The 23,779-nt window shown below is 48.7% G+C and carries 17 protein-coding genes; 6 read left to right on the forward strand and 11 right to left on the reverse strand.

Annotated features, from left to right (window positions below; all coding sequences use genetic code 11):
• Positions 1-17: 17 nt before the first annotated feature.
• Complete coding sequence (gene mnmA / locus HU824_RS02020; RefSeq protein ID WP_176467911.1) at positions 18-1,070, reverse strand: tRNA 2-thiouridine(34) synthase MnmA; 1,053 nt, start codon at positions 1,068-1,070, stop codon at positions 18-20.
• A gap of 125 nt (positions 1,071-1,195) precedes the next feature.
• On the opposite strand from mnmA, the gene cysS reads away from it, so the two are divergent.
• Positions 1,196-2,671, forward strand: coding sequence for a cysteine--tRNA ligase (gene cysS, locus HU824_RS02025; RefSeq protein ID WP_176467912.1), 1,476 nt, complete (start codon positions 1,196-1,198; stop codon positions 2,669-2,671).
• Positions 2,672-3,022: 351 nt separating this feature from the next.
• On the opposite strand, the gene HU824_RS02030 is transcribed toward cysS, so the two are convergent.
• Both HU824_RS02030 and HU824_RS02035 read right to left on the reverse strand, forming a co-directional pair.
• Positions 3,023-4,567: a sulfatase gene (locus HU824_RS02030; protein ID WP_176467913.1), complete on the reverse strand. Its 1,545-nt coding sequence runs from the start codon at positions 4,565-4,567 to the stop codon at positions 3,023-3,025.
• A complete protein-coding gene (locus tag HU824_RS02035; RefSeq protein WP_176467914.1) occupies positions 4,564-5,763 on the reverse strand; it encodes a glycoside hydrolase family 88 protein in 1,200 nt (399 codons plus the stop codon). Before HU824_RS02035 ends, HU824_RS02030 begins: the two co-directional genes overlap by 4 nt.
• A gap of 165 nt (positions 5,764-5,928) precedes the next feature.
• Between HU824_RS02035 and HU824_RS02040 the strand changes: the two genes are divergently transcribed.
• Complete coding sequence (locus HU824_RS02040; RefSeq protein ID WP_136008694.1) at positions 5,929-6,372, forward strand: PaaI family thioesterase; 444 nt, start codon at positions 5,929-5,931, stop codon at positions 6,370-6,372.
• Here the strand turns inward: HU824_RS02040 and HU824_RS02045 are convergent.
• Positions 6,317-7,225, reverse strand: a complete 909-nt coding sequence (locus HU824_RS02045; protein WP_136008695.1) for a DUF3108 domain-containing protein — start codon at positions 7,223-7,225, stop codon at positions 6,317-6,319. The genes HU824_RS02040 and HU824_RS02045 overlap by 56 nt on opposite strands.
• Positions 7,146-9,122, reverse strand: a complete 1,977-nt coding sequence (locus HU824_RS02050) for an Ig-like domain-containing domain (RefSeq protein ID WP_176467915.1) — start codon at positions 9,120-9,122, stop codon at positions 7,146-7,148. Before HU824_RS02050 ends, HU824_RS02045 begins: the two co-directional genes overlap by 80 nt.
• Before the next feature lie 280 nt (positions 9,123-9,402).
• Here HU824_RS02050 and HU824_RS02055 point away from each other — a divergent pair, with 280 nt between their 5' ends.
• The 4 genes from HU824_RS02055 to lpxA all read left to right on the forward strand — a co-directional run bounded on the left by HU824_RS02055 (position 9,403) and on the right by lpxA (position 16,290).
• Positions 9,403-10,578 carry an efflux RND transporter periplasmic adaptor subunit gene (locus tag HU824_RS02055; RefSeq protein WP_176467916.1) on the forward strand — a complete coding sequence of 392 codons (1,176 nt, stop codon included), beginning with the start codon at positions 9,403-9,405 and terminating at the stop codon, positions 10,576-10,578.
• A 103-nt stretch (positions 10,579-10,681) separates the two neighbouring features.
• A complete protein-coding gene (locus HU824_RS02060; RefSeq protein ID WP_136008697.1) occupies positions 10,682-14,098 on the forward strand; it encodes an efflux RND transporter permease subunit in 3,417 nt (1,138 codons plus the stop codon).
• 14 nt (positions 14,099-14,112) lie between these two features.
• Positions 14,113-15,498 (forward strand): TolC family protein, encoded by a 1,386-nt coding sequence (locus HU824_RS02065; protein WP_176467917.1) that lies wholly within the window; start codon positions 14,113-14,115, stop codon positions 15,496-15,498.
• A 24-nt stretch (positions 15,499-15,522) separates the two neighbouring features.
• Positions 15,523-16,290 carry an acyl-ACP--UDP-N-acetylglucosamine O-acyltransferase gene (gene lpxA / locus HU824_RS02070; RefSeq protein WP_176467918.1) on the forward strand — a complete coding sequence of 256 codons (768 nt, stop codon included), beginning with the start codon at positions 15,523-15,525 and terminating at the stop codon, positions 16,288-16,290.
• Between the two features lie 92 nt (positions 16,291-16,382).
• Here the strand turns inward: lpxA and HU824_RS02075 are convergent, their stop codons facing one another.
• From HU824_RS02075 to HU824_RS02100, 6 genes are all read right to left on the reverse strand, one after another.
• Positions 16,383-17,678, reverse strand: coding sequence for an HlyD family secretion protein (locus HU824_RS02075; protein WP_176467919.1), 1,296 nt, complete (start codon positions 17,676-17,678; stop codon positions 16,383-16,385).
• 37 nt (positions 17,679-17,715) lie between these two features.
• On the reverse strand, positions 17,716-19,902 hold the full coding sequence (locus HU824_RS02080) for a peptidase domain-containing ABC transporter (protein ID WP_176467920.1): 2,187 nt from the start codon (positions 19,900-19,902) through the stop codon (positions 17,716-17,718).
• On the reverse strand, positions 19,899-20,078 hold the full coding sequence (locus tag HU824_RS02085; protein WP_176467921.1) for a hypothetical protein: 180 nt from the start codon (positions 20,076-20,078) through the stop codon (positions 19,899-19,901). Before HU824_RS02085 ends, HU824_RS02080 begins: the two co-directional genes overlap by 4 nt.
• Before the next feature lie 351 nt (positions 20,079-20,429).
• Entirely contained in the window at positions 20,430-21,884 is a 1,455-nt protein-coding gene (locus HU824_RS02090; protein ID WP_176467922.1) for a TlpA disulfide reductase family protein, read from the reverse strand.
• 71 nt (positions 21,885-21,955) lie between these two features.
• Positions 21,956-22,150: a hypothetical protein gene (locus HU824_RS02095; RefSeq protein ID WP_176467923.1), complete on the reverse strand. Its 195-nt coding sequence runs from the start codon at positions 22,148-22,150 to the stop codon at positions 21,956-21,958.
• Between the two features lie 76 nt (positions 22,151-22,226).
• Positions 22,227-23,753 (reverse strand): vitamin K epoxide reductase family protein, encoded by a 1,527-nt coding sequence (locus tag HU824_RS02100; protein WP_176467924.1) that lies wholly within the window; start codon positions 23,751-23,753, stop codon positions 22,227-22,229.
• Between the last annotated feature and the right edge of the window lie 26 nt (positions 23,754-23,779).

The raw sequence follows: 23,779 nt of genomic DNA on the forward strand, positions 1-23,779 counted from the left end.
TATGAAGGCAGATTTTATCACAAAATAATTCCACCGCCCAGCAGCAGCCCACTTTCATCATAGAAAGCCGCTGCCTGCCCCGGTGCAATAGATTCCAGCGGCTCTAACAGGCGGACATGCAGCAATCCCTCCACTGTGAGACTTACCTTACAGTGGTTTGCCTGCTTACGATAGCGTATCTTCACAATAACCTCGTCTGCACCCAGCACGCGACTGTTATCCACCAGGTTCCACTCTCCCAGCCACATCTCCTGCTTGTAGAGAGAAGAAAGCGGGGCTAGAACGACTTCATTGGTCTCCACTTTTGTCTCTTTCACAAAAACAGCTTTGTTCAAATGGATGCCCAGGCCCCTACGTTGCCCTACGGTATAAAACGGATACCCCTCATGCCATCCCAAGAAATCTCCCTTTTCATCGACGAATCTACCTTTACCGGGTAATAGTGTCTCAGGAACCTCACGCTTCAAAAAGGAACGGTAATCCAAAGGGCAAAAGCACACACCTATACTGTCTTTCTTCGCAGCCACCCGCCCGAAACCACGCTCCGCTGCATACGAGCGCGCCGCATTTTTTGTAATATCTCCCATCGGAAGCAACATACGCCGCAGAATATCCTGCTTCAACCCCCACAGGAAGAAGGTCTGGTCTTTGTCCTTATCTGCAGCAGGAGCTATATAATACTTTTCTCCGGACAAGACTTTACGCACATAATGTCCGGTAGAAATCCAATAAATCCCCTTTTCATCGGCTATTTTAGCCAACAGTGCCCACTTCAGCTCATTATTGCATACTGTGCAAGGAACGGGAGTACGCCCTCTCAGATACTCTTCCACAAAATAGCGGATAATACGCGAACGGAAAAGCTCGCGTGCATCATAGGCGATGTGTTTCATCCCCAGCTTCAGGGCCAGAGCCCGTGCATCTTCCAGATACCCGATTTCATCCCCTGCCTCATAGAAACGGAAAGTCACGCCAGTCACCTCATAACCGGCTTCCTGCAACCTCATGGCGGCCACGGAACTATCCGTACCGCCGCTCATGCCAAGCAATACACGTTTATCTGACTTCATGGATACAAAAGTAATAAACGAAGGTGAAATCCGCTGCATTTACTCTTATAAAACAGAATATCATTATAGATTTTCATAGATTTATTATACCTTTGTACTCCTAAAAGAACTAATAATCAACTGTTATGGAACATCAACTGACCATTTACAACACTTTAAATAGAAAAAAAGAGCTGTTTGTACCGCTGCATGCACCGCATGTAGGCATGTATGTCTGCGGACCGACCGTGTACGGTGACCCGCATTTGGGACATGCACGCCCTGCCATCACTTTCGACCTGCTGTTCCGCTACCTGACGCACATCGGCTACAAGGTGCGCTATGTCCGCAACATTACCGACGTGGGCCATCTGGAGCACGATGCCGACGAAGGAGAGGACAAGATTGCCAAGAAAGCACGTCTGGAGCAACTGGAGCCAATGGAAGTGGCGCAATACTACATCAACCGCTACCACAAGGCAATGGATGCATTGAATGTACTGTCGCCCAGCATTGAACCGCATGCCAGCGGCCACATCATCGAACAGATAGAACTTGTAAAGGAGATATTGAAGAACGGATATGCCTACGAAAGTGAAGGCTCCGTTTATTTCGATGTAGAAAAATACAATAAAGACCATCACTACGGCAAGCTCTCCGGACGCAACCTGGATGATGTTCTCAACACCACCCGCGAACTGGACGGACAGAGCGAGAAACACAACCCCGCAGACTTTGCCCTCTGGAAATGTGCGCAACCGGAACACATCATGCGCTGGCCCAGCCCGTGGAGCGACGGCTTCCCCGGCTGGCACGCCGAATGTACAGCCATGGGGAAAAAATACTTGGGCGAGCACTTCGACATTCATGGCGGCGGTATGGACCTTATCTTCCCGCATCACGAATGCGAGATTGCACAATCCGTAGCTTCCCAGGGAGAAGATATGGTACATTATTGGATGCACAATAATATGCTGACCGTGAACGGACAGAAAATGGGTAAGTCTTATGGTAACTTTATCACATTGGAAGAGCTCTTCAAAGGCACACACCCCATGCTGGAGCAAGCCTACAGCCCAATGACCATTCGCTTCTTCACCCTGCAAGCCCACTACCGCAGTACGGTAGACTTCAGCAATGAAGCTCTACAAGCCGCTGAAAAAGGGCTGGCAAGACTGATGGATGCCGTACATGGACTGGACAAGATTACCCCTGCTTCAATCTCTACCATAGACGTGAAATCTCTGCGTGCCAAGTGTTACGAAGCCATGAATGATGACTTGAACTCACCGATTGTCATCGCCCACCTCTTCGACGGCGCCAAGATGGTAAACAATATCCTGGCAGGAAACGATTCCATCACAACCGAAGACCTGAAAGAATTGAAGGAAACCTTCTATCTTTTCTGCTTCGACATCTTAGGATTACAAGAAGGCAACGCCTCCAACGAGGAGCGTGAAGCCGCCTTCGGCAAAGTAGTGGACATGCTATTGGAAGAGCGTTCAAAAGCAAAAGCCAACAAAGATTGGGCTACATCCGATAAAATCCGTAATGAACTCACCGCACTCGGTTTCGAGATTAAGGACGGTAAGGACGGAAGCGAATGGAAGCTGAATAAATAACAAATGTATCACAACTCACCACAGATTTATACAGATTGAGGTAAGTTTTAGACAGAAGAACAAAAGAACATATTTTTCTCACTTTTGTTCTTCTATTTTTTTGTCTGAACAATAGAATCTGGTGATTCTGCAGTGATTGCATATTTTGATATATGCTCGTTAGATTGGCAAAAACAAATACAAGCCCATAGTCTGTACTTCATCTCCATCCTTTACTTAAATACGTATTGGCAAATTTATTCCATTCTGAATCCAACAACCCGCTCCGACAAATAGTTCATTATCAGTCGAAGCGGGTCGCAGAAAAATGTTCAAGCAATTCATGGAGAATTATCTATAACCTGTATCCGATCAATAAGGTATCATATCCTTCAAGACACCTTCCTTATACCAAGGGTCATCAATCTCTTTCAATACTTTGCCCATCTCTGCGCAAAGGTCTTTTACGACTTCTTGGTTTTCTTCCAAAGCAAGGTTAGTCATCTGATACGGGTCCTTTTCATCGTCAAACAACAAACTTTTGACCAGTTTATGATTTTCGCGGTCAATGTAGAGCGCTAGCGTATAGCGCGCCGATTTAAAGCCGCGCGATGAAGGGAAATAGGAACAGACCATACCTTCCGCATCCTTCTCACCATCCAAGTTCTGAATATAGAGAGCACCGGTAGGACGTACAATATCTGCCTTTTCATCGAAGAAAAGCGGTGCATAATTGCGTCCCTGCACCTCGGCCGGAATGGAGTCGGCAAGACCGGCAAGGCCCAACAAGGTAGGCATGATGTCCGGCGAGGAAAGCATCAGGTCGTCCACGCGGGGGGTAATCTTATCGGGGAAACGAACCAGGAAAGGAACGTTCATGGACTCGGAGTATGGGGAATTCTTCGGGTCTTCCGTATGCTGGCTGCACATGGTCTCTCCATGGTCGGAGGCAAACACGACAATGGTATTCTTGTCCATTCCGAGTTCCTTCAGAGCATCAAGTATCTGACCGAAAGCGCGGTCAACACCCGTCACAGAAGCAAAGTAGTAGCGTGCACTCTTCGCCTTGGGCATCTTGGGATTGGCATTCGGACGGACGAGCAGACTGTCCAGAGGCTGGTCCTTATAAAGATTGAAGTCCTGCTCCATACAGTCGTCCAAAGAACGGTACGGACTATGGGGAGGATTCATGCCTACCATGATGAAGAAAGGTTTCTTCGGGTCGCGTACATTTCCCTCGTTCTTCAGATAAGACACCACCTTGTCCGCTTCGTGTAACGGTGACCACTCACGTGGATCGTGGCGACGGCCTTCCGTATCCCAGTAATGCGGATTCTTGTGTTCGTCGAAGGTACCGTAAGAATACCAGTAATTGAACCCGTGACGACGTTCTTTCGGCGTATAGGCATCCCATGCAGGCACGCGCTCTTCCACATACTGTCCGGGGTGTTCGGGGTCGTTGGGGGTAGGGAAATCGGCATGCAGCTTGCCAAAGTAGGCGCAGTCGTATCCGGCATTGCAGAACACATCGCTCACACACACAGCATCCTCACGCAAGGAGCTGATGGGACGGTTCGAATTGCAATTCAATGGAATACCACTCTTATTAGGATACATTCCCGTCAATAGAGAACCACGGTGGGGGCTGCTCAACGGGCAGTTACTCATGGCAGATGTCAATACTACCGACTCCCGGGCAAAATCATTCAAACGCGGGGTGTGCACCGGGTCATTCCGAAAGTTCACTTTCTCGCGAAAACCTTCCTGACCCCAGAACTCCATCGCCTGGTTACGGTATTGGTCAGGAAAAACGTAAATGACATTCGGCCGGACGGCTTGTTCCGCTTGCGGGACTTTACAACCCTGCAAGGCGAACAAGCCTAAACCACCTAACAAAATATTTAATTGAGTTTTCATTTTTCCAGATTTTTTTTACGCATCAATCCTTCCAGGAAGTAATAGTCGGCATAGTTCAGCGGTACATCAATCTCCGCCCCGTGGGGAATACTACCCACAGAGTGCATCAGGATGAAGTTACCATTGGTACCCACTTTGGCACGGTAGGAAGGAGAAGCGAGGCTTTCCATAATCCGGTCGGCAGTTTCCTTGTATCCCTTATCCGGCAGATAAGTGCTCAGCTCGTAAAGGGCGGATGCCGTGCAGGCAGCTGACGAAGCATCACGAGGTTCATTCGGGATATTGGGAGCGTCGTAATCCCAGTAGGGAACCAAGTCTTCCGGAAGATTCTTGTTGTTGAAGATAAAGTTGTAAATCTTTTCAGCCTGTCCCAAGTATCTGGCGTCGTGTGTATAGCGATAGCACATAGTGTAGCCGTACAAGGCCCACGCTTGTCCACGTGCCCAAGCAGACTCGTCGGCATAACCTTGTGCAGTCTGTCTCTTACGGACTTCACCGGTTTCGGGGTCATAATCCACCACATGATAGCAGCTGTTGTCCTCACGGAAATGGTTAGCCATAGTCGTATCGGCATGCTTCCGGGCTATGTTGTAAAAAGTGGAGTCGCCCGACAGTCTGGAAGCTTCGAACAGCAGTTCGAGATTCATCATATTATCAATGATAACGGGACATTTCCAGCCACGTTCAGCCTGCCATCCCTTGTCTGCATCCCACGACTGAAGTACGCCTGCAGCAGGGCGGAAACGGGTAGACAAGGATTTGGCCGTCTGTATAATGACCGGTTTGTACTCTTCCTTACCCGCAAAACGGTATCCGTTCAGGTAGCTGCAGCCAATCATAAAGCCTACATCATGATGCCAAGTGAGGTATTGTACCGAATCCAAATCCTCGGTATACTTCTCTGCTAACGGCAGCCACTTCCGGTCGCCGGTCAGCTCGTACATATGCCAGATATTACCAGAAAAGAAACCGGAACACCAATCGTCGATAGGTACATAGACAATGTTCCCATCCTTATCAATGGTGCGGGGATTAAGGATTTTACCGGATTTTTCGATAATGTCTGTCTGAATTGTCTCCTGAGCCACAGCATTATCAATGTTTTCTTGGATAAAGTTGCTTTCAGCCTGCTTTTGGCCTGCGCAACCTGCCAATACAAGAAGGGAGATTCCCAACGTAGTGAGGACTGTTTTCATAATAAGGGATTTATTTATTAAGAGTTTATGATTTTTCCTGCTGCAAAAGTAGAGCAAGTGTACAGATTTAACCTGCCTAAATAATTCAATTAATGGCCAAAATCGTTACTTTTGTGTCCGGAATTACATGTTTTCCACCCATTAATCATTAACCATTACTCCCCCATGACCGCACAAGAATTTTTCAAAAACGACCGTTTCGCCACGAATGCAGGTGTAGAACTGATAGAAATAAAGGAAGGGTACAGCAAGGCACGCCTGGTTATCACAGCAGAACATCTCAATGCGGGAGGCCGTACACAAGGTGGCGTCCTCTTCACCCTTGCCGACCTGGCACTGGCAGCAGCAGCCAACTCTCACGGAGTATTGGCTTTCTCTCTTTCATCCACTATCACCTTCCTGCGCAGTAGCAGACCGGGCGATGTGCTGTATGCCGAAGCACGCGAACGCTACATCGGCCGCACCACCGGATATTACCAGATTGACGTCACCAACCAGGAAGGAAAACTGATTGCCACTTTCGAATCCAGTGTGTTTAGGAAAGGAGACAAGATTACTTTTTCCCTATCACAGACGTCATCGGATAGCGGTTGCCCCGGACACTCTTGAAGAACGCCTTGGCCGAACCGAAGTTCAGATACATGTCCAGACGGATGGGAAGGTGGTTCCTGTCGTCGGACACAAAGAAGGTGATGACCTCCTTCTCCTTACCTTTTTTATACTCTACGAAAGAAAATACCAAGCAGCGGTAAACGGTGTCGTTATTCGCCTTGACGTCCTCCTTACCGCGATAAATCAACGTCTGCTCTTCCACCCTGCGCCCCGTAGCCATGGGGAAGAGTATCTTCTGCCCTACCTTGTAATCCTTGGGGTCGTAGGAACGAGCCTGGGCCAGGATGCTCAGCATGTCGAAAATACAACGGCTATCGCTGTACTCCATCTCCTGCGGCTCGCGGACAGGATTATACCAGGTGCGTCGCTGTTTCACACTGGCTACACCGTCTTTATAGGAGAACCAAGCCTCGTCTACCGTGTGACGGCTCCCCTCCTCCGCCGCCTTACGGAAGTAAAGCGGCTCCAGCCGGTCGCTGACGTAGCAGGTCAGCGTGTCGCGCATCTTGAAGAAGAAGTCAGTTTTCTTGCTGCCCACGCTGAGCAAGTTGAAGCGAAAGGCCGGCTCGGAATGATAGGTCGTGGCGTTGGTGGTGAGACTGGCCAAGCCCACCTTCTTCCAGATGAATTTCCAGTTGAAATATAAGTCGTACATCACGTGCTCGCCCGACTGGAATGCCTCGTTTCGGGCGGCACACTGGGCTTGAACAGACTGGGAGATTCCCAAACAGCACATCCCCACCATCCACAGAACAAACAGCCGCTTCCACTTAATAGCTACGGCCCCTACCGCTGTTGCGATTGCCATTACGGTTATTTTTGTTCCTGCTTTGCTTTTTCTTGTCTTCATCCGGTTTTTGTTTTTTTAGTTCGTTCGGTTTCTGCCTATCCAGAGGCTTAGCCTTGATATCCCATTCCTGAGTCAAATCAAAGTTCGCTTTAAGCTCCAGAACCATCGGATAATAGTAAACCATTTCAGGCTGGCGCTTCTCGGTATAGTTTCCCGTATCCCAGATGCCATTTCCATTCGTATCATTTATCAGCCTCGCTCCATATTTGCCCGGATTAAGGAAATAGAAATCGGCTTTCCCATCCACCACCGGCACCGTACGCAGCACTTTGTCCTGACCGTCCAGCAATTCCACAAAAGCCAGAGAGTCCGCTCCATGCACATTAAAGAATATCTGCCCGTACTCTTCCAGTTTCCTGGCCTTGAAGTCCTTCTTTATCTTATCGGAGAACAACCCGTACAACCCGCATATAGCAGTAGAATCCACTTCAAATGTATAGCTTTCACCGGGTGCCCATTCGGCAAACAGATTATAGCGCTTCAAATCCAAAGAGTCGCGCATAAAGTCGAACGGGATATCCTGCCACAACGAGTCCACTTTCAGTTTCAGATGGAAAGCGGTGGTATCTATGCTTGCCACCGGCTCCGTAAACGACAGAGTAAGATAATCGTATACATCGATTGCAGAAGGGGCATACACATCTACAGCCAGGAATTCCGTCGGCTCGGGCTCTTCCACCTCACCTTCCTTCAACTTCTTCTTTTTCTTCTCACGCTCCTTCTGTGCCTTTTCCTTCACCTCCTGTTTCTGTTTCTGCTGCTTGTCGTATGTCAACTTCGCCAGCACATTCAAAGTATCGGTACGGGGCACCAGTTGTTTCAAGCTATCCGTATACAAATAGGTGATACTCATTTTCAGGGAATCCTGCTTATAAAGCAAGGAATCCTTTATCCAATAATGAATCGTATCGTTCCGGCCGGTGGGCTGTTCTATAACAAACGCATCTTCCTCATTAAAGTTCAATCCTTTCAATAAAGGCAACGTGTCTGCCGGAGCAGTGAAATAGAGCGAAAACTTCTCCGGAGTCAACCGTTCGGCCTTCAAGAAACGTTGCGAGAAGGAAAGCTCCTTGAAAGCACGCAGCAGGACATCATCCGGAAGGTAGTGGGTATATTGACGTTCTACAATCGTATCTACTGTCAGCGAGTCTATCCAAGCCGTATCCTGGCGCATGCGCTCTTCCATGGAAGGAATGATGATGGAGTCATTGAAAGCTATCACTTCCGTCGGCTGGGAATAGGCAAAATTCTGGTCGGCATCCTGCAAGGCATAAATGCGATACTTGCCGGGAGCCACTCCACGGATAGAGAAACGTCCGCGACTGTCCGTACGCCCCACCCGTTCAAAAGGAAGTTTGGTAAAAGCGGAGTCGGCCAGATTGGCATGCAGACCGACCAGCATTCCTTTCACCGGTTCAAGATTGGCCGCATTCAGTACTGTACCGGCCACAGCCATAGAGTCGAGACGGTCGCCCGTAGAGAAAGAATAGAAGAAATTCTCCAAGGGATTCCCCTCATTATTGTCCTGGATGGCATCACCAAAATCGAATGTATAAGTGGTATTGGCTTTCAATGTATCCTGCAGGGTGATGACCACCTTCTTCCCATTAGACTTAATTTCGGGCTGTTGCACCTGCGGAGGAGATATTACAATCTTCTCATTCGGCTTGTCAAGTTTGATAAATTCGTCGAACTCAATGGAAAGTTTATTTTTATTGCAATGGAGTGCGCCGGGCGCAGGAGTGCCGGAAATAAAACGCGGAGGAGTCTCATCATAAGGTCCTCCTTCAATGCGGCCCACACTGGCACAAGAATACAGCACGGCAGCTATGCCGACACCCCCCAACAACCTGCGGAAAAGCGGCTTCATTTTAGTATGGCGTTTACGTTCTAACATACTGCAAAAATAAAGGTTATCTACCAATTAGCGGTATGCTTTACAGTATTTTAATCAAAAAATGTCCTTGTTGCCCTCATCCATGTATAAAACATAGTTAAAAAAGGAAGAGTTTCACACCTTATATACTAAGAAAAGAATAATTTTGTAGACGAAAACTGAATACTTACATTCAGTTTTCTTTTCCCCGCCTTGCTTTCTAAATCATGAATTGCACACAAAACAGCCTTTCAAAAGTCGAAAAAAGAAGAATATAAAATTATACAGAGAACAAAAGAGTATGAAGAGTAGATTAGTATTATTGGCATGTTGCCTGACACTGCTTAGCAGTTGCGGACAAGGCGACAAAGGAACGGGCAAAACTCCCGAATTTGCAGTGATTGAGGCAAAGACCACCACTGCCAACCTGACAAACAGCTACCCTGCCACTATCAAAGGCAAACAAGATGTGGAAATCCGCCCGATGGTAAGCGGTTTCATCACAAAATTGCACGTGGACGAAGGCGCGACAGTGCGTAAAGGACAAGTGTTGTTCAGCATCGACCCCGTACAGTATCAGGCAGCCGTAAATTCGGCCAAAGCTGCTGTTGAAACAGCCAAAGCTGCCGTAAACACACAAGAACTGACTGTAAACAACAAACGTGAACTGAACAAGAAGAACATCATCAGCGACTACGACTTGCAAATGGCCGAAAACCAGCTGGCACAAACAAAGGCGCAACTGGCACAAGCCAATGCCCAGTTGGTCAATGCCAAGAACAACTTGTCATACACCAGTGTAACCAGCCCCAGTGACGGTGTAGTAGGTAGCATCCCCTACCGCGTAGGTAGCCTGGTCAGTCCTTCCGTAGCCAGTCCGCTGACTACCGTTGCCGACATCTCCGAAATGTACGCCTACTTCTCTATGACCGAACGCCAACTCCTGTCACAGATTCGTGAAGGCGGCAGCATCAAAGAAATCTTAGAAAAGATGCCGGATGTACAATTGCAGCTCATCGACGGAACCATGTATGCCGACAGCGGCCGCGTAGAAACAATCAGCGGAGTCATAGACCAGGCTACCGGTTCTGTAACCATGCGTGCTCTTTTCCCCAACAAGCACAATGTACTGCGTAGTGGAAGTACCGGCAACGTCGTGTTTCCGAATCTAATGGAGAATGTCATCATGATACCACAATCTGCCACAACGGAAATTCAGGACAAAAAGTTCGTATTCGTCCTACAGCCGGACAACACCCTAAAGAATACCGAAATCAAAGTATTCAAACTGAATGACGGCAAGTATTATTACGTAACAGACGGCTTGAAAGCAGGCGAGAAAATCGTTATCGAAGGCGTGCAGAATCTAAAAGACGGACAGAGTATCACACCCATCACTCCCACCGAGAAAGAAGCAGAATATCAGAAGGCCCTGAAAGACCAGAAAGAAGGCAATATTCAAACGGCATTCCAATAAAAGAATGAAAATTGAGAGAATGAAAAGCTGCTCACAACAGGCACAGCATTGATTCTTATCCCATTTTAATTCTTTAATTTTTAATTCTTTAATTTTTCATGAAATGAAATTAGATAGATTTATAAACCGTCCGGTACTGTCAACGGTAATCTCCATCCTGATAGTAATCCTGGGACTCATTGGTCTGGCCACACTGCCTATCACACAATACCCGGACATTGCCCCTCCTACCGTTTCGGTACGTGCCACCTATCAGGGTGCCAATGCACAAACGGTATTGAACTCTGTCATTGCACCGTTAGAGGACCAAATCAATGGTGTGGAGAACATGATGTACATGACCTCCAATGCCGCAAACAACGGCTCTGCAGATATATCCATTTACTTTAAACAAGGCACCGACCCCGACATGGCTGCGGTCAACGTACAGAACCGTGTATCTATGGCACAAGGCTTGTTGCCGGCAGAAGTTACCAGAGTCGGCGTAACTACCCAGAAACGCCAAACCTCCATGTTGATGGTATTCTCCATCTATGATGAGAACGACCAGTACAACATCGAATTTCTAGAGAACTATGCCAACATCAACCTTATTCCGGAAATAAAGCGTGTAAACGGTGTGGGCGATGCCAATGTGCTCGGTCAGGACTACTCCATGCGTATCTGGCTGAAACCGGACATCATGGCTCAATACAAATTGGTGCCCAACGACATTTCCGGCGTATTAGCGGAGCAGAACATAGAGGCGGCTCCCGGCCAGTTCGGCGAACGCGGCAAGCAGAGCTTCCAATACACCATCCGCTACAAAGGACGTCTGCAACAGCCCGAAGAGTTTGAGAATATCGTTGTCAAGGCACTTGAAAACGGTGAAGTACTCCGCCTGAAAGACATAGCGGACATAGAGCTGGGACGTTTGTCTTATAACTTCAACAATATGGTAAACGGACACAAGTCTGTGACCTGTATCGTTTACCAGATGGCCGGTTCCAATGCCACACAAACCATCAGTGACTTGGAAGAGGTACTTAACAATGCTTCCACGACTCTGCCTTCCGGATTGAAAATCAATATTGCCCAGAGTGCCAACGACTTCCTGTTTGCTTCTATCCACGAAGTTGTCAAGACATTGATCGAGGCATTTATCCTCGTATTCATCGTAGTATACATCTTCCTGCAGGATATGCGGTCTACACTGATTCCTTCCATAGCCATCCCGGTAGCTTTGATTGCAACTTTCTTCGTATTGAAACTGATTGGATTCAGTATCAACTTGCTGACCCTCTCGGCCATGGTGCTCGCTATTGCGATTGTGGTCGATGATGCCATAGTCGTTGTCGAGGGTGTCCATGCCAAGCTGGATCAAGGATACAAGTCGGCACGGACCGCATCCATCGATGCCATGAGCGAACTGGGCGGTGCCATCATCTCCATCACCTTGGTAATGATGTCCGTGTTTGTTCCGGTAAGCTTCATGGGCGGTACTGCCGGTACGTTCTACCGCCAGTTCGGTCTTACCATGGCGATTTCCATCGGTTTCTCGGCCCTGAACGCCTTGACGCTGAGTCCGGCCTTGTGCGCCATCTTCCTGAAACCGCACAACAGCGACACTACCGTGCAAGAACGGATGGGTGTTGCAGCCAAGGAGGCCCGCAAAATCATGATTGCCCGTTATGCAGATTCCATTGGTCGGATGATGCGTCCCAGCCTGACGCTGCTTTTCACTATCATTGCTATCTTAGGCATGATTTTCGGGCTATTCAGTTTCGAGAATCATCCCATACTTTGTATGGTTATGATTGTAATCAGCATCCTTGCACTGGCAGGCATGACCACCGACAAATTCAAGCACTCTTTCAATGCTTCCTACGATAACATTCTTGGCAAATATAAAAAACAAGTATTGCGTTTCATACAAAAGAAGTGGCTGTCGGGCAGTATCGTTGTAGGCTCCATCATTCTGCTGGTAGTCTTTATGAATATCACACCGACAGGTATGGTGCCCAATGAAGATACCGGTACCATTATGGGAGTAGTGACTCTTCCTCCAGGAACTTCACAAGAACGTGCCATGGAAGTGCTTAACCGTGTGGACAGTCTTGTTGCAGCCGATCCGGCAGTAGAATCGCGTACCGTAATCTCAGGTTTCAGTTTTATCGGAGGTCAGGGACCTTCTTACGGTTCGCTCATCATCAAACTGAAGAACTGGGAAGAACGTTCCACCATGCAGAATTCAACGGTGGTCTACGCTACACTCTTTATGCGTGCACAGAAAATCATCAAGGAAGCCCAGGTATTGTTCTTTGCTCCCCCTATGATTCCGGGGTACTCGGCATCCAGTGATATCGAGCTGAACATGCAGGATAAGACCGGTGGCGACCTGAACCACTTCTTCGACGTGGTGAACAACTATACCGCCGCCCTGGAAACTCGTCCGGAAATCAACTCCGCAAAAACCAGCTTCAACCCCAACTTCCCGCAATATATGCTGGATATCGATGCAGCCGCCTGCAAGAAAGCAGGTATCAGCCCGAGTGACATCCTCAGCACCATGCAGGGATATTTTGGAGGTATTTACGCTTCCAACTTCAACAGCTTCGGTAAAATGTATCGTGTAATGATTCAGGCAGAACCGAACGCAACCAAGAATCTGGAGTCGCTCTCCAGTATCAAGGTACGCAACGGCAACGAAATGGCTCCCATCACTCAGTTTGTATCTATCAAGAAGGTATACGGTCCTGATATCATCAGCCGTTTCAACCTTTATACATCCATGAAGGTAATGGTAGCTCCCGCCAACGGTTATACATCCGGCCAGGCACTGACAGCCATTGCAGAAGTAGCCAAGGAGAACCTGCCTGCAGGCTTTGCCTACGAACTTGGCGGTATGGCACGCGAAGAAGCCGAAACAAGCGGCAGTACCACGGGATTGATTTTTGTGCTCTGCTTCGTGTTCGTCTACCTGTTGCTGAGCGCGCAATATGAGAGCTACATCCTTCCGCTCTCCGTATTGCTCTCCGTGCCGTTCGGTTTGCTAGGCAGCTTCTTGTTTGTCAGCGGCATCGGTTCATTGGGCAACATTCCTGCACTGAAAATGATTCTGGGCACCATGTCCAACGACATCTATATGCAGATTGCCCTTATCATGCTGATGGGTCTGTTGGCCAAAAACGCCATCTTGATTGTAGAGTTCGCCCTCGACCGCCGCAAGATGGGCATGAGCATCACGTGGGCTGCCGTGCTGGGTGCAGGTGCCCGTCTGCGTCCTATCCTGATGACATCGTTGGCAATGATTGTCGGCCTGCTTCCGTTGATGTTTGCTTCAGGCGCGGGTGCCAACGGTAACCGCACGCTGGGTACTTCAGCCATCGGCGGCATGTTAATCGGCATGATTCTGCAAATCTTCATCGTGCCCGCACTGTTCGTGGCATTCCAGTACCTGCAGGAGAAATTCAAGCCGATGGAATGGGAAGACGTGGACAACTCGGATGCAGAACCGGAAATCGAACAATATACAAAATAGGAAACTTGAAAGATATGAAAAAGATAATATGCCTGATGTGTGCTACTGCCTTACTGAGCAGTTGCCACATCTACAAATCATACGACAGACCCGAAGATATCACAACTGCCGGACTGTATCGCGATACGGCATCCGTCAACGATACGCTGTCCGCAGATACAGCCAACTTCGGTAACCTGCCCTGGAGAGAAGTGTTCACAGACCCGCAGCTGCAAGCACTTATCGAGCAAGCACTCACCAACAATGCCGACCTGCGTAGCGCAGCCCTGAACGTAAAGCAGGCACAAGCCGCACTGATGTCTGCCCGCCTTGCCTATGCTCCGATGCTCGCCTTGTCTCCGCAAGGAACCGTGAGCAGTTGGGACAAAGGAAAAGCCACGCAAACCTACTCATTGCCGGTTACGGCAAGCTGGCAAATAGACCTCTTCGGGCAACTGCTGAACCCGAAACGGCAGGCTCAAGCGTCTCTGAAACAGACACAGTTCTATAAGCAGGCCGTACAGACGCAGGTCATTGCCAACGTAGCCAACATGTACTACACACTGTTGATGCTCGACCGCCAACTGCAAATAACGGAAGGTACCGCCGACATCCTGAAAAAGAATCTGGAAACCGTGCAGGCCTTGAAGGACGCCGGCATGTACGGAACCACTTCTGCCGCCGTAGAACAGAGCCGCAATGCTTATGCACAAGTCATGGCATCACTGCCAGACATACGCCAGGGCATCCGCGAAACCGAAAACGCCCTCTGCCTGATGTTGCACCAACCGGCACAGAGCATCGCACGCGGTGTGCTGGAAGAGCAACAGCTGCCTACGGAATTTTCAGTAGGTATCCCCTTGCAGTTGCTGTCAAACCGTCCGGACGTAAAGGCTGCTGAAATGTCGCTGGCAGCCAGCTATTACAACACCAATAGCGCACGTGCGGCTTTCTATCCGCAAATTACGTTGAGCGGTTCGGCAGGATGGACCAACAGCGCAGGATCGGCAATCGTCAATCCGGGCAAGCTATTGGCTTCCGCCATCGGTTCGCTGACACAGCCCTTGTTCTATCGCGGTGCCAACATGGCCCGCCTGAAACAAGCCAAGGCTCAGGAAGAACAAGCTAAAATACAGTTCCAAACCGCCCTGCTGAATGCCGGTAACGAAGTAAGCAATGCGCTTTACCAGTACCAAGCGGAGACAGACAAGGCTGTTTCACGCAACACTCAGGTAAATTCAGCCCGAAAAGCTGCGGCAGATACCAAAGAATTGTTTAACTTAGGCACGTCAACCTATCTGGAAGTCTTGTCTGCCGAGCAATCCTACCTCAGCGCACAGCTTTCGGAAGTGTCCGACACCTTCAGCCGCATGCAGGCAATCATCAGCCTGTACCAGGCACTTGGAGGAGGAAGAGAATAAATTCATAACTAATTACTGATAACTATGATAAGTCCGTTAGCTTATGTAGATTCAGCCGCAAAAATCGGCAAGAATGTAACCATCCAGCCCTTTGCATTTATCGAAGGGAACGTGGAAATAGGTGATGACTGTATAATCATGTCGGGCGCCAAAGTCCTGAACGGCACCCGCCTGGGAAAAGGGAACAAGGTGCATCATAATGCCATCCTGGGTGCCGAACCACAAGACTTCCACTATACGGGAGAAGAAAGCCTGCTGGTTATCGGCGAGCACAACGATATCCGCGAGAACGTGGTCATCAGCCGTGCCACCCATGCAGAAAGCGCTACCCGCATCGGCAATGAAAACTACCTGATGGATGGTGTACACCTCTGCCACGACGTGCAGATAGGCAACCATTGTGTACTGGGTATCAAGACTACCGTAGCCGGAGAATGTCAGATAGACGACTGCACCATTCTGAGCAGCAACGTTATTCTGCACCAATGCTGCCACATAGGAAGTTGGGTGCTGATTCAGGCAGGCTGCCGCATCGCCAAGGATGTGCCGCCCTACGTCATCATGAACGGCAACCCGGCAGAGTACCACGGCATCAACGCCGCCGTGCTTCAACACAAGCACCAGGCGACCGAACGTGTGTTGCGCCATATCGTGAATGCATACCGTCTGGTATACCAGGGAAACTTCAGCGTGCAGGATGCCTTGCAGAAGATTGAGGACCAGGTTCCGATGAGCGACGAGATACACAATATCATCAACTTCATCAGGAATTCCAAAGGAATTGTGAAGTGAGACTTTTCTTCGGGCACGAATCACGCAGACAATCACGAATAAACAGATTCCTTCTCGTGAGTTCGCGTAGTTCGTGCCTCTTTCGTATTCCCCTACAAATACTTCTCCCACAAATACCTCAGCGGGCTCATCAACCTTCCTGTCACACTCCTTTGGTCTGTCATCACCTCCGCCGTTCCTGTCAGTTCCCCTTTGAATTCCAGTTTTTTTCCGTAGGATGTGCACAAGTCCTGGGGTAAACCCACGGTGACGGTATAAGTGCTCTCCTCGTCCGCCAGCAGCGAGACGGCCGTCACTTCCCCTGTCAGGAAACCGAATTCCATGTACGGATAGCCAGTCACGCTGATGTTTACCCGCTGTCCGGGCGTCACCTTTCCCGAACCTCCGGCAGGGAGCCTTATTTTCCCGATGATGCTTCCCGGGTCTTTGGCCACCACGGAGAACACCCTGTCTCCGCTGCCCACGTCCTGGTTCTTCTGCCAGACGTGGTTGTACGAGAGTATGCCGCTTGCCGGACTGACGAAGAGACAAGTCAACTCCCAATCATTGATGCTTACCAGCAATTCGTTGTAGGCGGTTTTCAGGGCTATGTTCAGGTTGTTGCACTCCCGGCTTCGCTCCATCTGCGTTTCGATGATACTCTGTTGCAACTGCGCTTCCTGTATCCGGGCCGACGAGAGCGAGGTCATCAGCTGTTCCCGCCCCTGCTGCTTGTTCAAGAATGCCTGTTTGGCTTCCTCGTATTCCGACTGGGCGGTCAGCCCCTCGTCGAATAGCTTCTTCTCGCGGTTGTGCACGGTAGATGCTATCCGCACCTGTTCCTCATCCAGTTCCGCTTGTCTGTTCAGGTGGGCGATGTAGTTGCGGTATTCCTGCAACTCTCGGCGGGTGGCTTCCATCTTCTGTTCGTACAGGTTCAGCGAGAGGAAGTTGCGGCAGTCCGTCAGACTTTTCAGGAAAGAGGCGTAGGCGTTCTGTATGCTGCCCAGTGACAGCTTTTCCGGGAACAGCCCGGTGCAGGCGCCGCTGTCTGCCGGGTTGAAGGATGCCAGCTGCCTTTTCAGGCGCAGCACGTCTTCCGTCACGGCGGGATTCTCCAGCACGGCGATGATGTTCCCCGCCCACACGGAATCCCGGTCTTTGCGGTACACCTCCTTTATCTTCCCGCTTCCCCGCGCCACCATCCATATCGGCGGGTGCTCGGTAGTGATGGTGACGGGTGCGCTTACCACGTCGGGATATTTAAAGAAACACCCTCCTATGAAGAAGAACGCCAGCACAACGAAGAACACCGTGATGCCCCACCGCACCAGTGCATGCGGCGGTCGTGCCAGAATCTCCTGCACCTCCTCGCTCCGCAACTCTATCTCCCTTTCCGAATCCTTCATTCCCAATTTTCCGCTTTCAATTTTCCATTTTCCATTCTCAAAGCTCCAGTTGATTCTTCACCAGCCTATAGTACCTTCCTTCCCGTGCCGTCAGCTCCTCGTGCGTGCCAGTTTCGGCAATCCGTCCCTGCTCTATCACCACTATCCGGTCGGCATTGCGCACGGTGCTCAGGCGGTGTGCCACCACTACCGATGTCCTGCCCTCGAAGAAGCGCTGCAGGTTCTCCATGATGATGCGCTCGTTGTTGGCATCCAGGGCGTTGGTGGCTTCGTCGAAGAAGATGAACTCCGGATTCTTGTACACGGCGCGGGCGATGAGGATGCGTTGCTTCTGCCCCTGGCTCAGCCCGTGCCCCTCCTGCCCTATCCGAGTGTTGTATCCCAGCGGCAGTCCTTCGATGAATCCGTGTATGTTCGCCACTTCCGCCGCATGGCGCAGGCGTTCCTTGTCGATGTGTTCCACGCCGGGAGCGATGTTTCCCGCAATGCTGTCCGAGAAGATGAACCCGTCCTGCATCACCACGCCGCACTTCTTCCTCCACTCGCGGATGCTGAAGTTGTCTAGCGGGGTGTCTCCTAAAAATATTTGTCCGCTTGCAGGCGGATAGAATCCCAATAGCAGCTTCACCAGCGTGGTTTTCCCGCTTCCGCTCATGCCTACGATGGCAGTCTGCTTGCCCGACGCTATTTCCAGACTGATGCCATCCAAGGTAGGCGTTTCGCTGAGCGGGTCGTATTTGAAGTTCAGTTTTTCTATCCGCAGGTCTTTCCCTGCGGGTATCTCCCTTATCAGTTCTCCGGCGGGGTTTTCCTCGTCGGGTTTGTCGCGCACTTCGCCCAGGCGGTTCATGCTGAGGCGTGCGTCCTGCATGTCGCGGGCAAAGGCGATGAGGTCGTTTACGGGGCTGTTCAGTTGCCCGATGATGTACTGCACGGAGAGCATCATTCCCAGCGTCATTTCCCCTTTCACCACGAGCGATGCCACCAGCCCCGTGATTACGATGTTCTTGGTCTGGTTTATCAGCACCGCTCCCGAGTCCTGGTACTGCCGCAGCGCAAGGCTCTTGATGTTTACTTTGAACAGCCTTGCCTGTATACGTTCCCATTCCCACCGTTTCTGCTGTTCGCAGGCACTCAGCTTTATTTCCTGCATGCCGTTCACCAGTTGCACCACCGAGCTTTGGTTGGCGCTCTGCTGGGCAAAGCGTTTGTGGTCCAGTTCCGCCCGCTTCTTCATGAAGAGCCAGACGTAAGCCACGTAGAGGGCACTTCCTCCCATGAAGATAAGGAATATCATGGCGTTGTACAGCAACAGCACGATACTGAAAATAAGCAGGTTGAACATGGAGAACACTACGCTGAGGCTGCTTCCGGTCAGGAAGTTCTGTATGCGCGTGTGGTCGTTGATGCGCTGCAGTATGTCGCCCGTCATTTTGGTGTCGAAGTAGCCCATGGGGAGCTTCATCAGCTTGACGAGGAAGTCCGAAATCAGGGCGATGTTGATGCGTGTGCCCAGATGCAGCAATATCCATCCGCGTATGAACTCCACGGCGCTGCTGCTGAAGGACAGCATCAGTTGGGCGATGAGTACCAGATAGATGAATCCGAGGTTCCGGTTGTTGATGCCGAAATCCACGATGCTCTGCGTGAGGAAGGGGAGCATCAGTTGTATCATGCTGCCTAATAGCAACCCCAGCAGCAGCTGCCCCACCAGTTGCTTGTAGGGGCGCAAGTAAGAATAGAGGAAACCGAAGCCTTTATAGTCTGTCTTTTCCCCCTCATCCTCTTGTGCATAGAATTCCGGTGTAGGTTCCAGCAACAGTGCCACTCCCGTATCTTCTCCGTCCTTCTTTGCACTGAGCCAGCAACGGCAGAACTCCTCACGAGTGTACTTCAGCTTGCCTGCCCCGGGGTCGGCCACCCATACATGCTTGTCGTTCATCCGGTAAACCACCACGAAGTGCTGCTGGTTCCAGTGGACGATGCAAGGCAGAGGAGCTTCCGTCAGCATCTCGTAGCTCACTTGTACACAGATGCTCCGAAATCCAATCTTTTCTGCGGCTTCGCTGATGCCCAGCATGGAAACCCCTTCGCGGGTGATGAATGATTTCTCCCTCAACCCTTCCAATGAATAGCGCTTGCCATAGAAAGCGGAGACCATGCGCAGGCAGGTGGGGCCGCAGTCCATCACGTCGTGCTGGGAGTAGTGGGGGAAAGATTTCATCGGGTAATCAGACTGTCTAATAGGATGTATTTTCCGGTAGAAAGGGGCAACACGACGGGGGCGTTGTCTTGGTTGCTGACTTGCAGATTCCAAAGGGCATATCTACCGTTTATATTCAAGTTTTCTTTGGCCATATCTTTGCTGAGGAGGCTTGCTTCCTTTTTCCGGTTATTCATTTCCCTCTTATCACCCGGAGTTGCGACCATATTCACAGTGCCCGGGCCTTGCCTCTCAAACAAAAGAGAAACCCCTTCCTGCTCCGGCACGTATCCTTGTAAGCAAATGGTATTGCAGCCGGCAGACACTTGTGCAGAATATTCAATATTGCATTCGTTGTGTCGGAAATAGTATAAATATATATGTTGTTCCGGAACGCACAGTGTACTATCTACAGTAACGAAAACGGTAAAGTTCTTTTTAGGAACATCACCCCGAGTACTATATGACAATGATAAAATAGTAAGTTGGCACAGAATAATTAAATTACGCATTGTTTTCTTGCTATATTCCCTCCCTGTTTAGTGATATCACTTTATAACCAGCCCTAACGCCTCTTTAAGTTGGGGATACTCGCTCGGACGCGGCAGGTCATTATTAATAATCTTTCCCTCCGGCCCAATCAGTAAGTATCTTGGAATCTCAAATTGCTCCTTTCCATATATGTTTTTCTTGATGTCTTCTTGTAAAGCAAAAGTCGCTCTTAAGTGGTAACCTTCCAGCTTGTAATATTTGACGCAGTTCAACCATGCTTTCTCCTGCTTTTCATCATCAATGGAAATGTATACTGTAGCTATATTGCCATAGGCATTCAGCAATTCTTCCAACTTGCTTTTGTGGCTGAACTCTGCTCTGCACGGCATGCACCAGCTTGCCCACAAATCAATGAACAAGTATTTCCCTTTGAGCTCTTTTATATCCCTGAGTTGGGATAAAGAGTCTATTCTTTCCTTAATGAAATATGAATTGTCTGTAGTTTCATTACTTGAATCAGTTTCTTCTTGGACTCTTTGGTTTATAATGGCTGCATATTCACTCTTGGGAAACTTCTCGTTGAAGAACTTTTTCAGTTTGCTCAAGTTCATTTCTCCGGAGTTGTATTTCAACTGTACCATGCAAGCCCCTCCCAGCAATCCGGGCTGCATGTCTTCAGGTGCATACAAATACGCCTTATAAGGTCCGAAAGTTTCCGGATCATAACCTTCCGGGCACTCTTTGTCATTATAGTAGTAGGATATATATTTTAGGATATATATCAGTGAACTATATTTTAGGTATTCATATTTCAAAGGATATTTTTGAAATATGCCATTTGCTATTTCTTCTATTTCCAAACTGTCTTTGGCAATATGCTCATATTTTTTTGAGGATTGGCGAAGATAACCTATCAAGTCCATGATATTGCCATAATAGAACATTTCTCTTTCGGCTTTAAGTACTTTGGCGAATTCTGGAGTGGTATTTGATGTTAATGGCAATTTTTCTATGTCCTCTATATGTGCGGCCAGATGTAAAGAGTCGATAATTGCAGGTATAATGCTATGTATACTCCTTTTTTGTTCAATGTATTCAATGGCTATCTGTTGCATTTTCAAGGACTTTTCCAAGAAAGGCTTTTTTCTTGCATTGTCATAGAAATATTGCTGTCCGGCATGGTTGTTGCCTTGAAACTTGATGCCTGATTCGGATATTGATATCTGAACGGAATCGTTGGGGAACAGAATGATATCACATGACTTCTGATATTGTGGAAACTGGCAGTATACGAATGTGTATGATGAAATCTCAGTAGTATAAGTTACTAACTGATTTTTAGTGGTCGCCAATCTTGATGAGGGAATTTTAGTGTTATACTCACCATCTATAGGCGCATAAGTAATTATCTCGCAATCTTTGTCGGCAATGAACGTTATTACCGCTTTTTGTGCAGAGACACTTGGGAAGAAAGTGAGCAATAATAGTATGTAGAAATATCTGAAGTTCATAATCATTCATTTTGTCATAGGTTGAGCAAAAGAAAATGCCTATTGCTCAACCTATGGTTATTACAATACACCTAAACCGGAGTACATGCCCAACCGGCATCTCCACAGATACTACCTACTTGTTTTTCAAGCTCATCATAAGTATCAGCCGATGTGATGAAGTCTTGATTAGTAGTACCTCCACAATGGCATCTTTGCAGTTTTCCTCCTTTAAGCTCATTCATAGCTTCTTTGGAAACTTGATATTTCAAAAATTCTTTTTTCATACAATATAAGATTTTAATTAGTAAAATTACTCGTTCAGGAGTTTCCTGAACGGGTTGGTTCGCGAAACCAATATCTTTATGTCAATACATATTTCAATTCATCCAATGAATACACTTCAGGTACATAATAGCCCATTGCTATTGAAACAGGAGTTTTACCAATCTTTTGCTTCCGGCAATATTTCTGCTGTTCCTTCCACATCCGTTCAGCTTCGGGGGTGACAGGGTATTTGTCTGCTTCGCTCATCCGTCTGTTCCGGTACCATTCTTCAAGCAGAGACATGGCTTTTTGCCAGCCTTCTGATAGATAAGCTGCAATGACGGTTTGTGCGATGTATTCACCAAGTCGGTCGTTTGGAAAAGTTAATAGTATCAATGATATAGGAACAGTCGATGACAATTCTTTGATTTGAGGGTACATCTTGGCGCAATTTCCGCAGTTAGGATTGGTTACAATCATAAGCCTGCTGTTTTCTCTTCGACTTTGCAAAGCAATGTTTGCAGGTATCGGTTCTTCTATATGTGCTTCGAGCGGCAGTAATCTTTGAAAGACTTCGGGACTTAGGAAACGTGCCATCCGCTGTTGCAATGTTATTTTTTCTTTGTAGTCTTTGTACAAGGATTTTAGTGAAATTCCTGCTATCAGGCAAACGCATCCGGTAGTTGCCAGTATGGATAAATCGGTTAGGGAGATGCGCAATACCGAGTTATGAATGTTTCCATAAAGTATGACAGCACTTACCCATATAGTGATGTTCACCAGCATGCAGAGCATACACCCTTTTCGGACAATGAACAGCTGATAAATAACGGAGTATAGGGTGAAGCAAAGGGCTATTGTGCAACAAAGGAAAGCTATTCCGCAGAATTTCTTCGGGCACAGTACACAGTAAAGGAAGTGCGTGGCAAAATAGAGCAACGAAAGTTCACCCAACCCTACTCCTGCGATACTTGCCCCTTTGGAATGAAGTACCTCATTGCAATCCACCGCCTTACCAATGTGGCAGAACTGTTCCAGGAACCTGTCGTTGATCTGTTCCTTGTAGAGGATGGCTACGGAGACAAGCATGCCGAAAGCCAGGGTTCCCACGTAAGAGATGAAAGTAGACTCACTGTTGTACTGTCCTGCGCTTGCCATCCCCAAGATTATTGCCAACAGGATAGCCGCGACAATCTTATACTTCGACAAATAGTAGGCGATGTTCTTCCAGCGGCAATGAGCCTCTGATGTAGTGGTTGACGTAGTGGATCCTAATAGCACACAGCCCGTCCACCGTTTCAAAAAGATGTCCACCCCGACGCGCTCCGAATTCCCGAATTCCACGATGAAATCGTCCTTTTTCGTCACTACGCGGAACGGATTCGCGTCCACTTGCATCATAGTGATGAAGGGAGCTTCCAATTGCGCGAAGTAGTCGGGTGACGGTGGCAGTTGATACACCTCGTTCTTTATGTGCAACGCATCGAGCGCATCGCTGATACCCCGCATGCTGCTGCCTACAGGGGTGTCGAGCAGACGATGCACGGTGCTCCGGCTCACTTTTACGGATAGTGCCCGTAGATAGTGATAAAGAACGGTGCCGGTGTTGTCAACTGCGGTCATGAGTGATTCGCTTTTTGGGTGTTAGA

The sequence above is a fragment of the Bacteroides sp. L10-4 genome (genome assembly GCF_013373675.1).
GTDB lineage: Bacteria > Bacteroidota > Bacteroidia > Bacteroidales > Bacteroidaceae > Bacteroides > Bacteroides muris.

Bases quoted from the DNA above. Each gene is read 5' to 3' on its own strand.
- HU824_RS02050 (WP_176467915.1), bottom strand. From the start codon at position 9,122: ATGTTAGAACGTAAACGCCATACTAAAATGAAGCCGCTTTTCCGCAGG.
- HU824_RS02035 (WP_176467914.1), bottom strand. From the start codon at position 5,763: ATGAAAACAGTCCTCACTACGTTGGGAATCTCCCTTCTTGTATTGGCA.
- HU824_RS02030 (WP_176467913.1), bottom strand. From the start codon at position 4,567: ATGAAAACTCAATTAAATATTTTGTTAGGTGGTTTAGGCTTGTTCGCC.
- HU824_RS02100 (WP_176467924.1), bottom strand. From the start codon at position 23,753: ATGACCGCAGTTGACAACACCGGCACCGTTCTTTATCACTATCTACGG.
- HU824_RS02040 (WP_136008694.1), top strand. From the start codon at position 5,929: ATGACCGCACAAGAATTTTTCAAAAACGACCGTTTCGCCACGAATGCA.
- mnmA (WP_176467911.1), bottom strand. From the start codon at position 1,070: ATGAAGTCAGATAAACGTGTATTGCTTGGCATGAGCGGCGGTACGGAT.
- HU824_RS02065 (WP_176467917.1), top strand. From the start codon at position 14,113: ATGAAAAAGATAATATGCCTGATGTGTGCTACTGCCTTACTGAGCAGT.
- HU824_RS02055 (WP_176467916.1), top strand. From the start codon at position 9,403: ATGAAGAGTAGATTAGTATTATTGGCATGTTGCCTGACACTGCTTAGC.
- HU824_RS02080 (WP_176467920.1), bottom strand. From the start codon at position 19,902: ATGAAATCTTTCCCCCACTACTCCCAGCACGACGTGATGGACTGCGGC.
- cysS (WP_176467912.1), top strand. From the start codon at position 1,196: ATGGAACATCAACTGACCATTTACAACACTTTAAATAGAAAAAAAGAG.
- HU824_RS02095 (WP_176467923.1), bottom strand. From the start codon at position 22,150: ATGAAAAAAGAATTTTTGAAATATCAAGTTTCCAAAGAAGCTATGAAT.
- HU824_RS02075 (WP_176467919.1), bottom strand. From the start codon at position 17,678: ATGAAGGATTCGGAAAGGGAGATAGAGTTGCGGAGCGAGGAGGTGCAG.
- HU824_RS02060 (WP_136008697.1), top strand. From the start codon at position 10,682: ATGAAATTAGATAGATTTATAAACCGTCCGGTACTGTCAACGGTAATC.
- HU824_RS02045 (WP_136008695.1), bottom strand. From the start codon at position 7,225: ATGAAGACAAGAAAAAGCAAAGCAGGAACAAAAATAACCGTAATGGCA.
- lpxA (WP_176467918.1), top strand. From the start codon at position 15,523: ATGATAAGTCCGTTAGCTTATGTAGATTCAGCCGCAAAAATCGGCAAG.
- HU824_RS02090 (WP_176467922.1), bottom strand. From the start codon at position 21,884: ATGAACTTCAGATATTTCTACATACTATTATTGCTCACTTTCTTCCCA.
- HU824_RS02085 (WP_176467921.1), bottom strand. From the start codon at position 20,078: ATGAATAACCGGAAAAAGGAAGCAAGCCTCCTCAGCAAAGATATGGCC.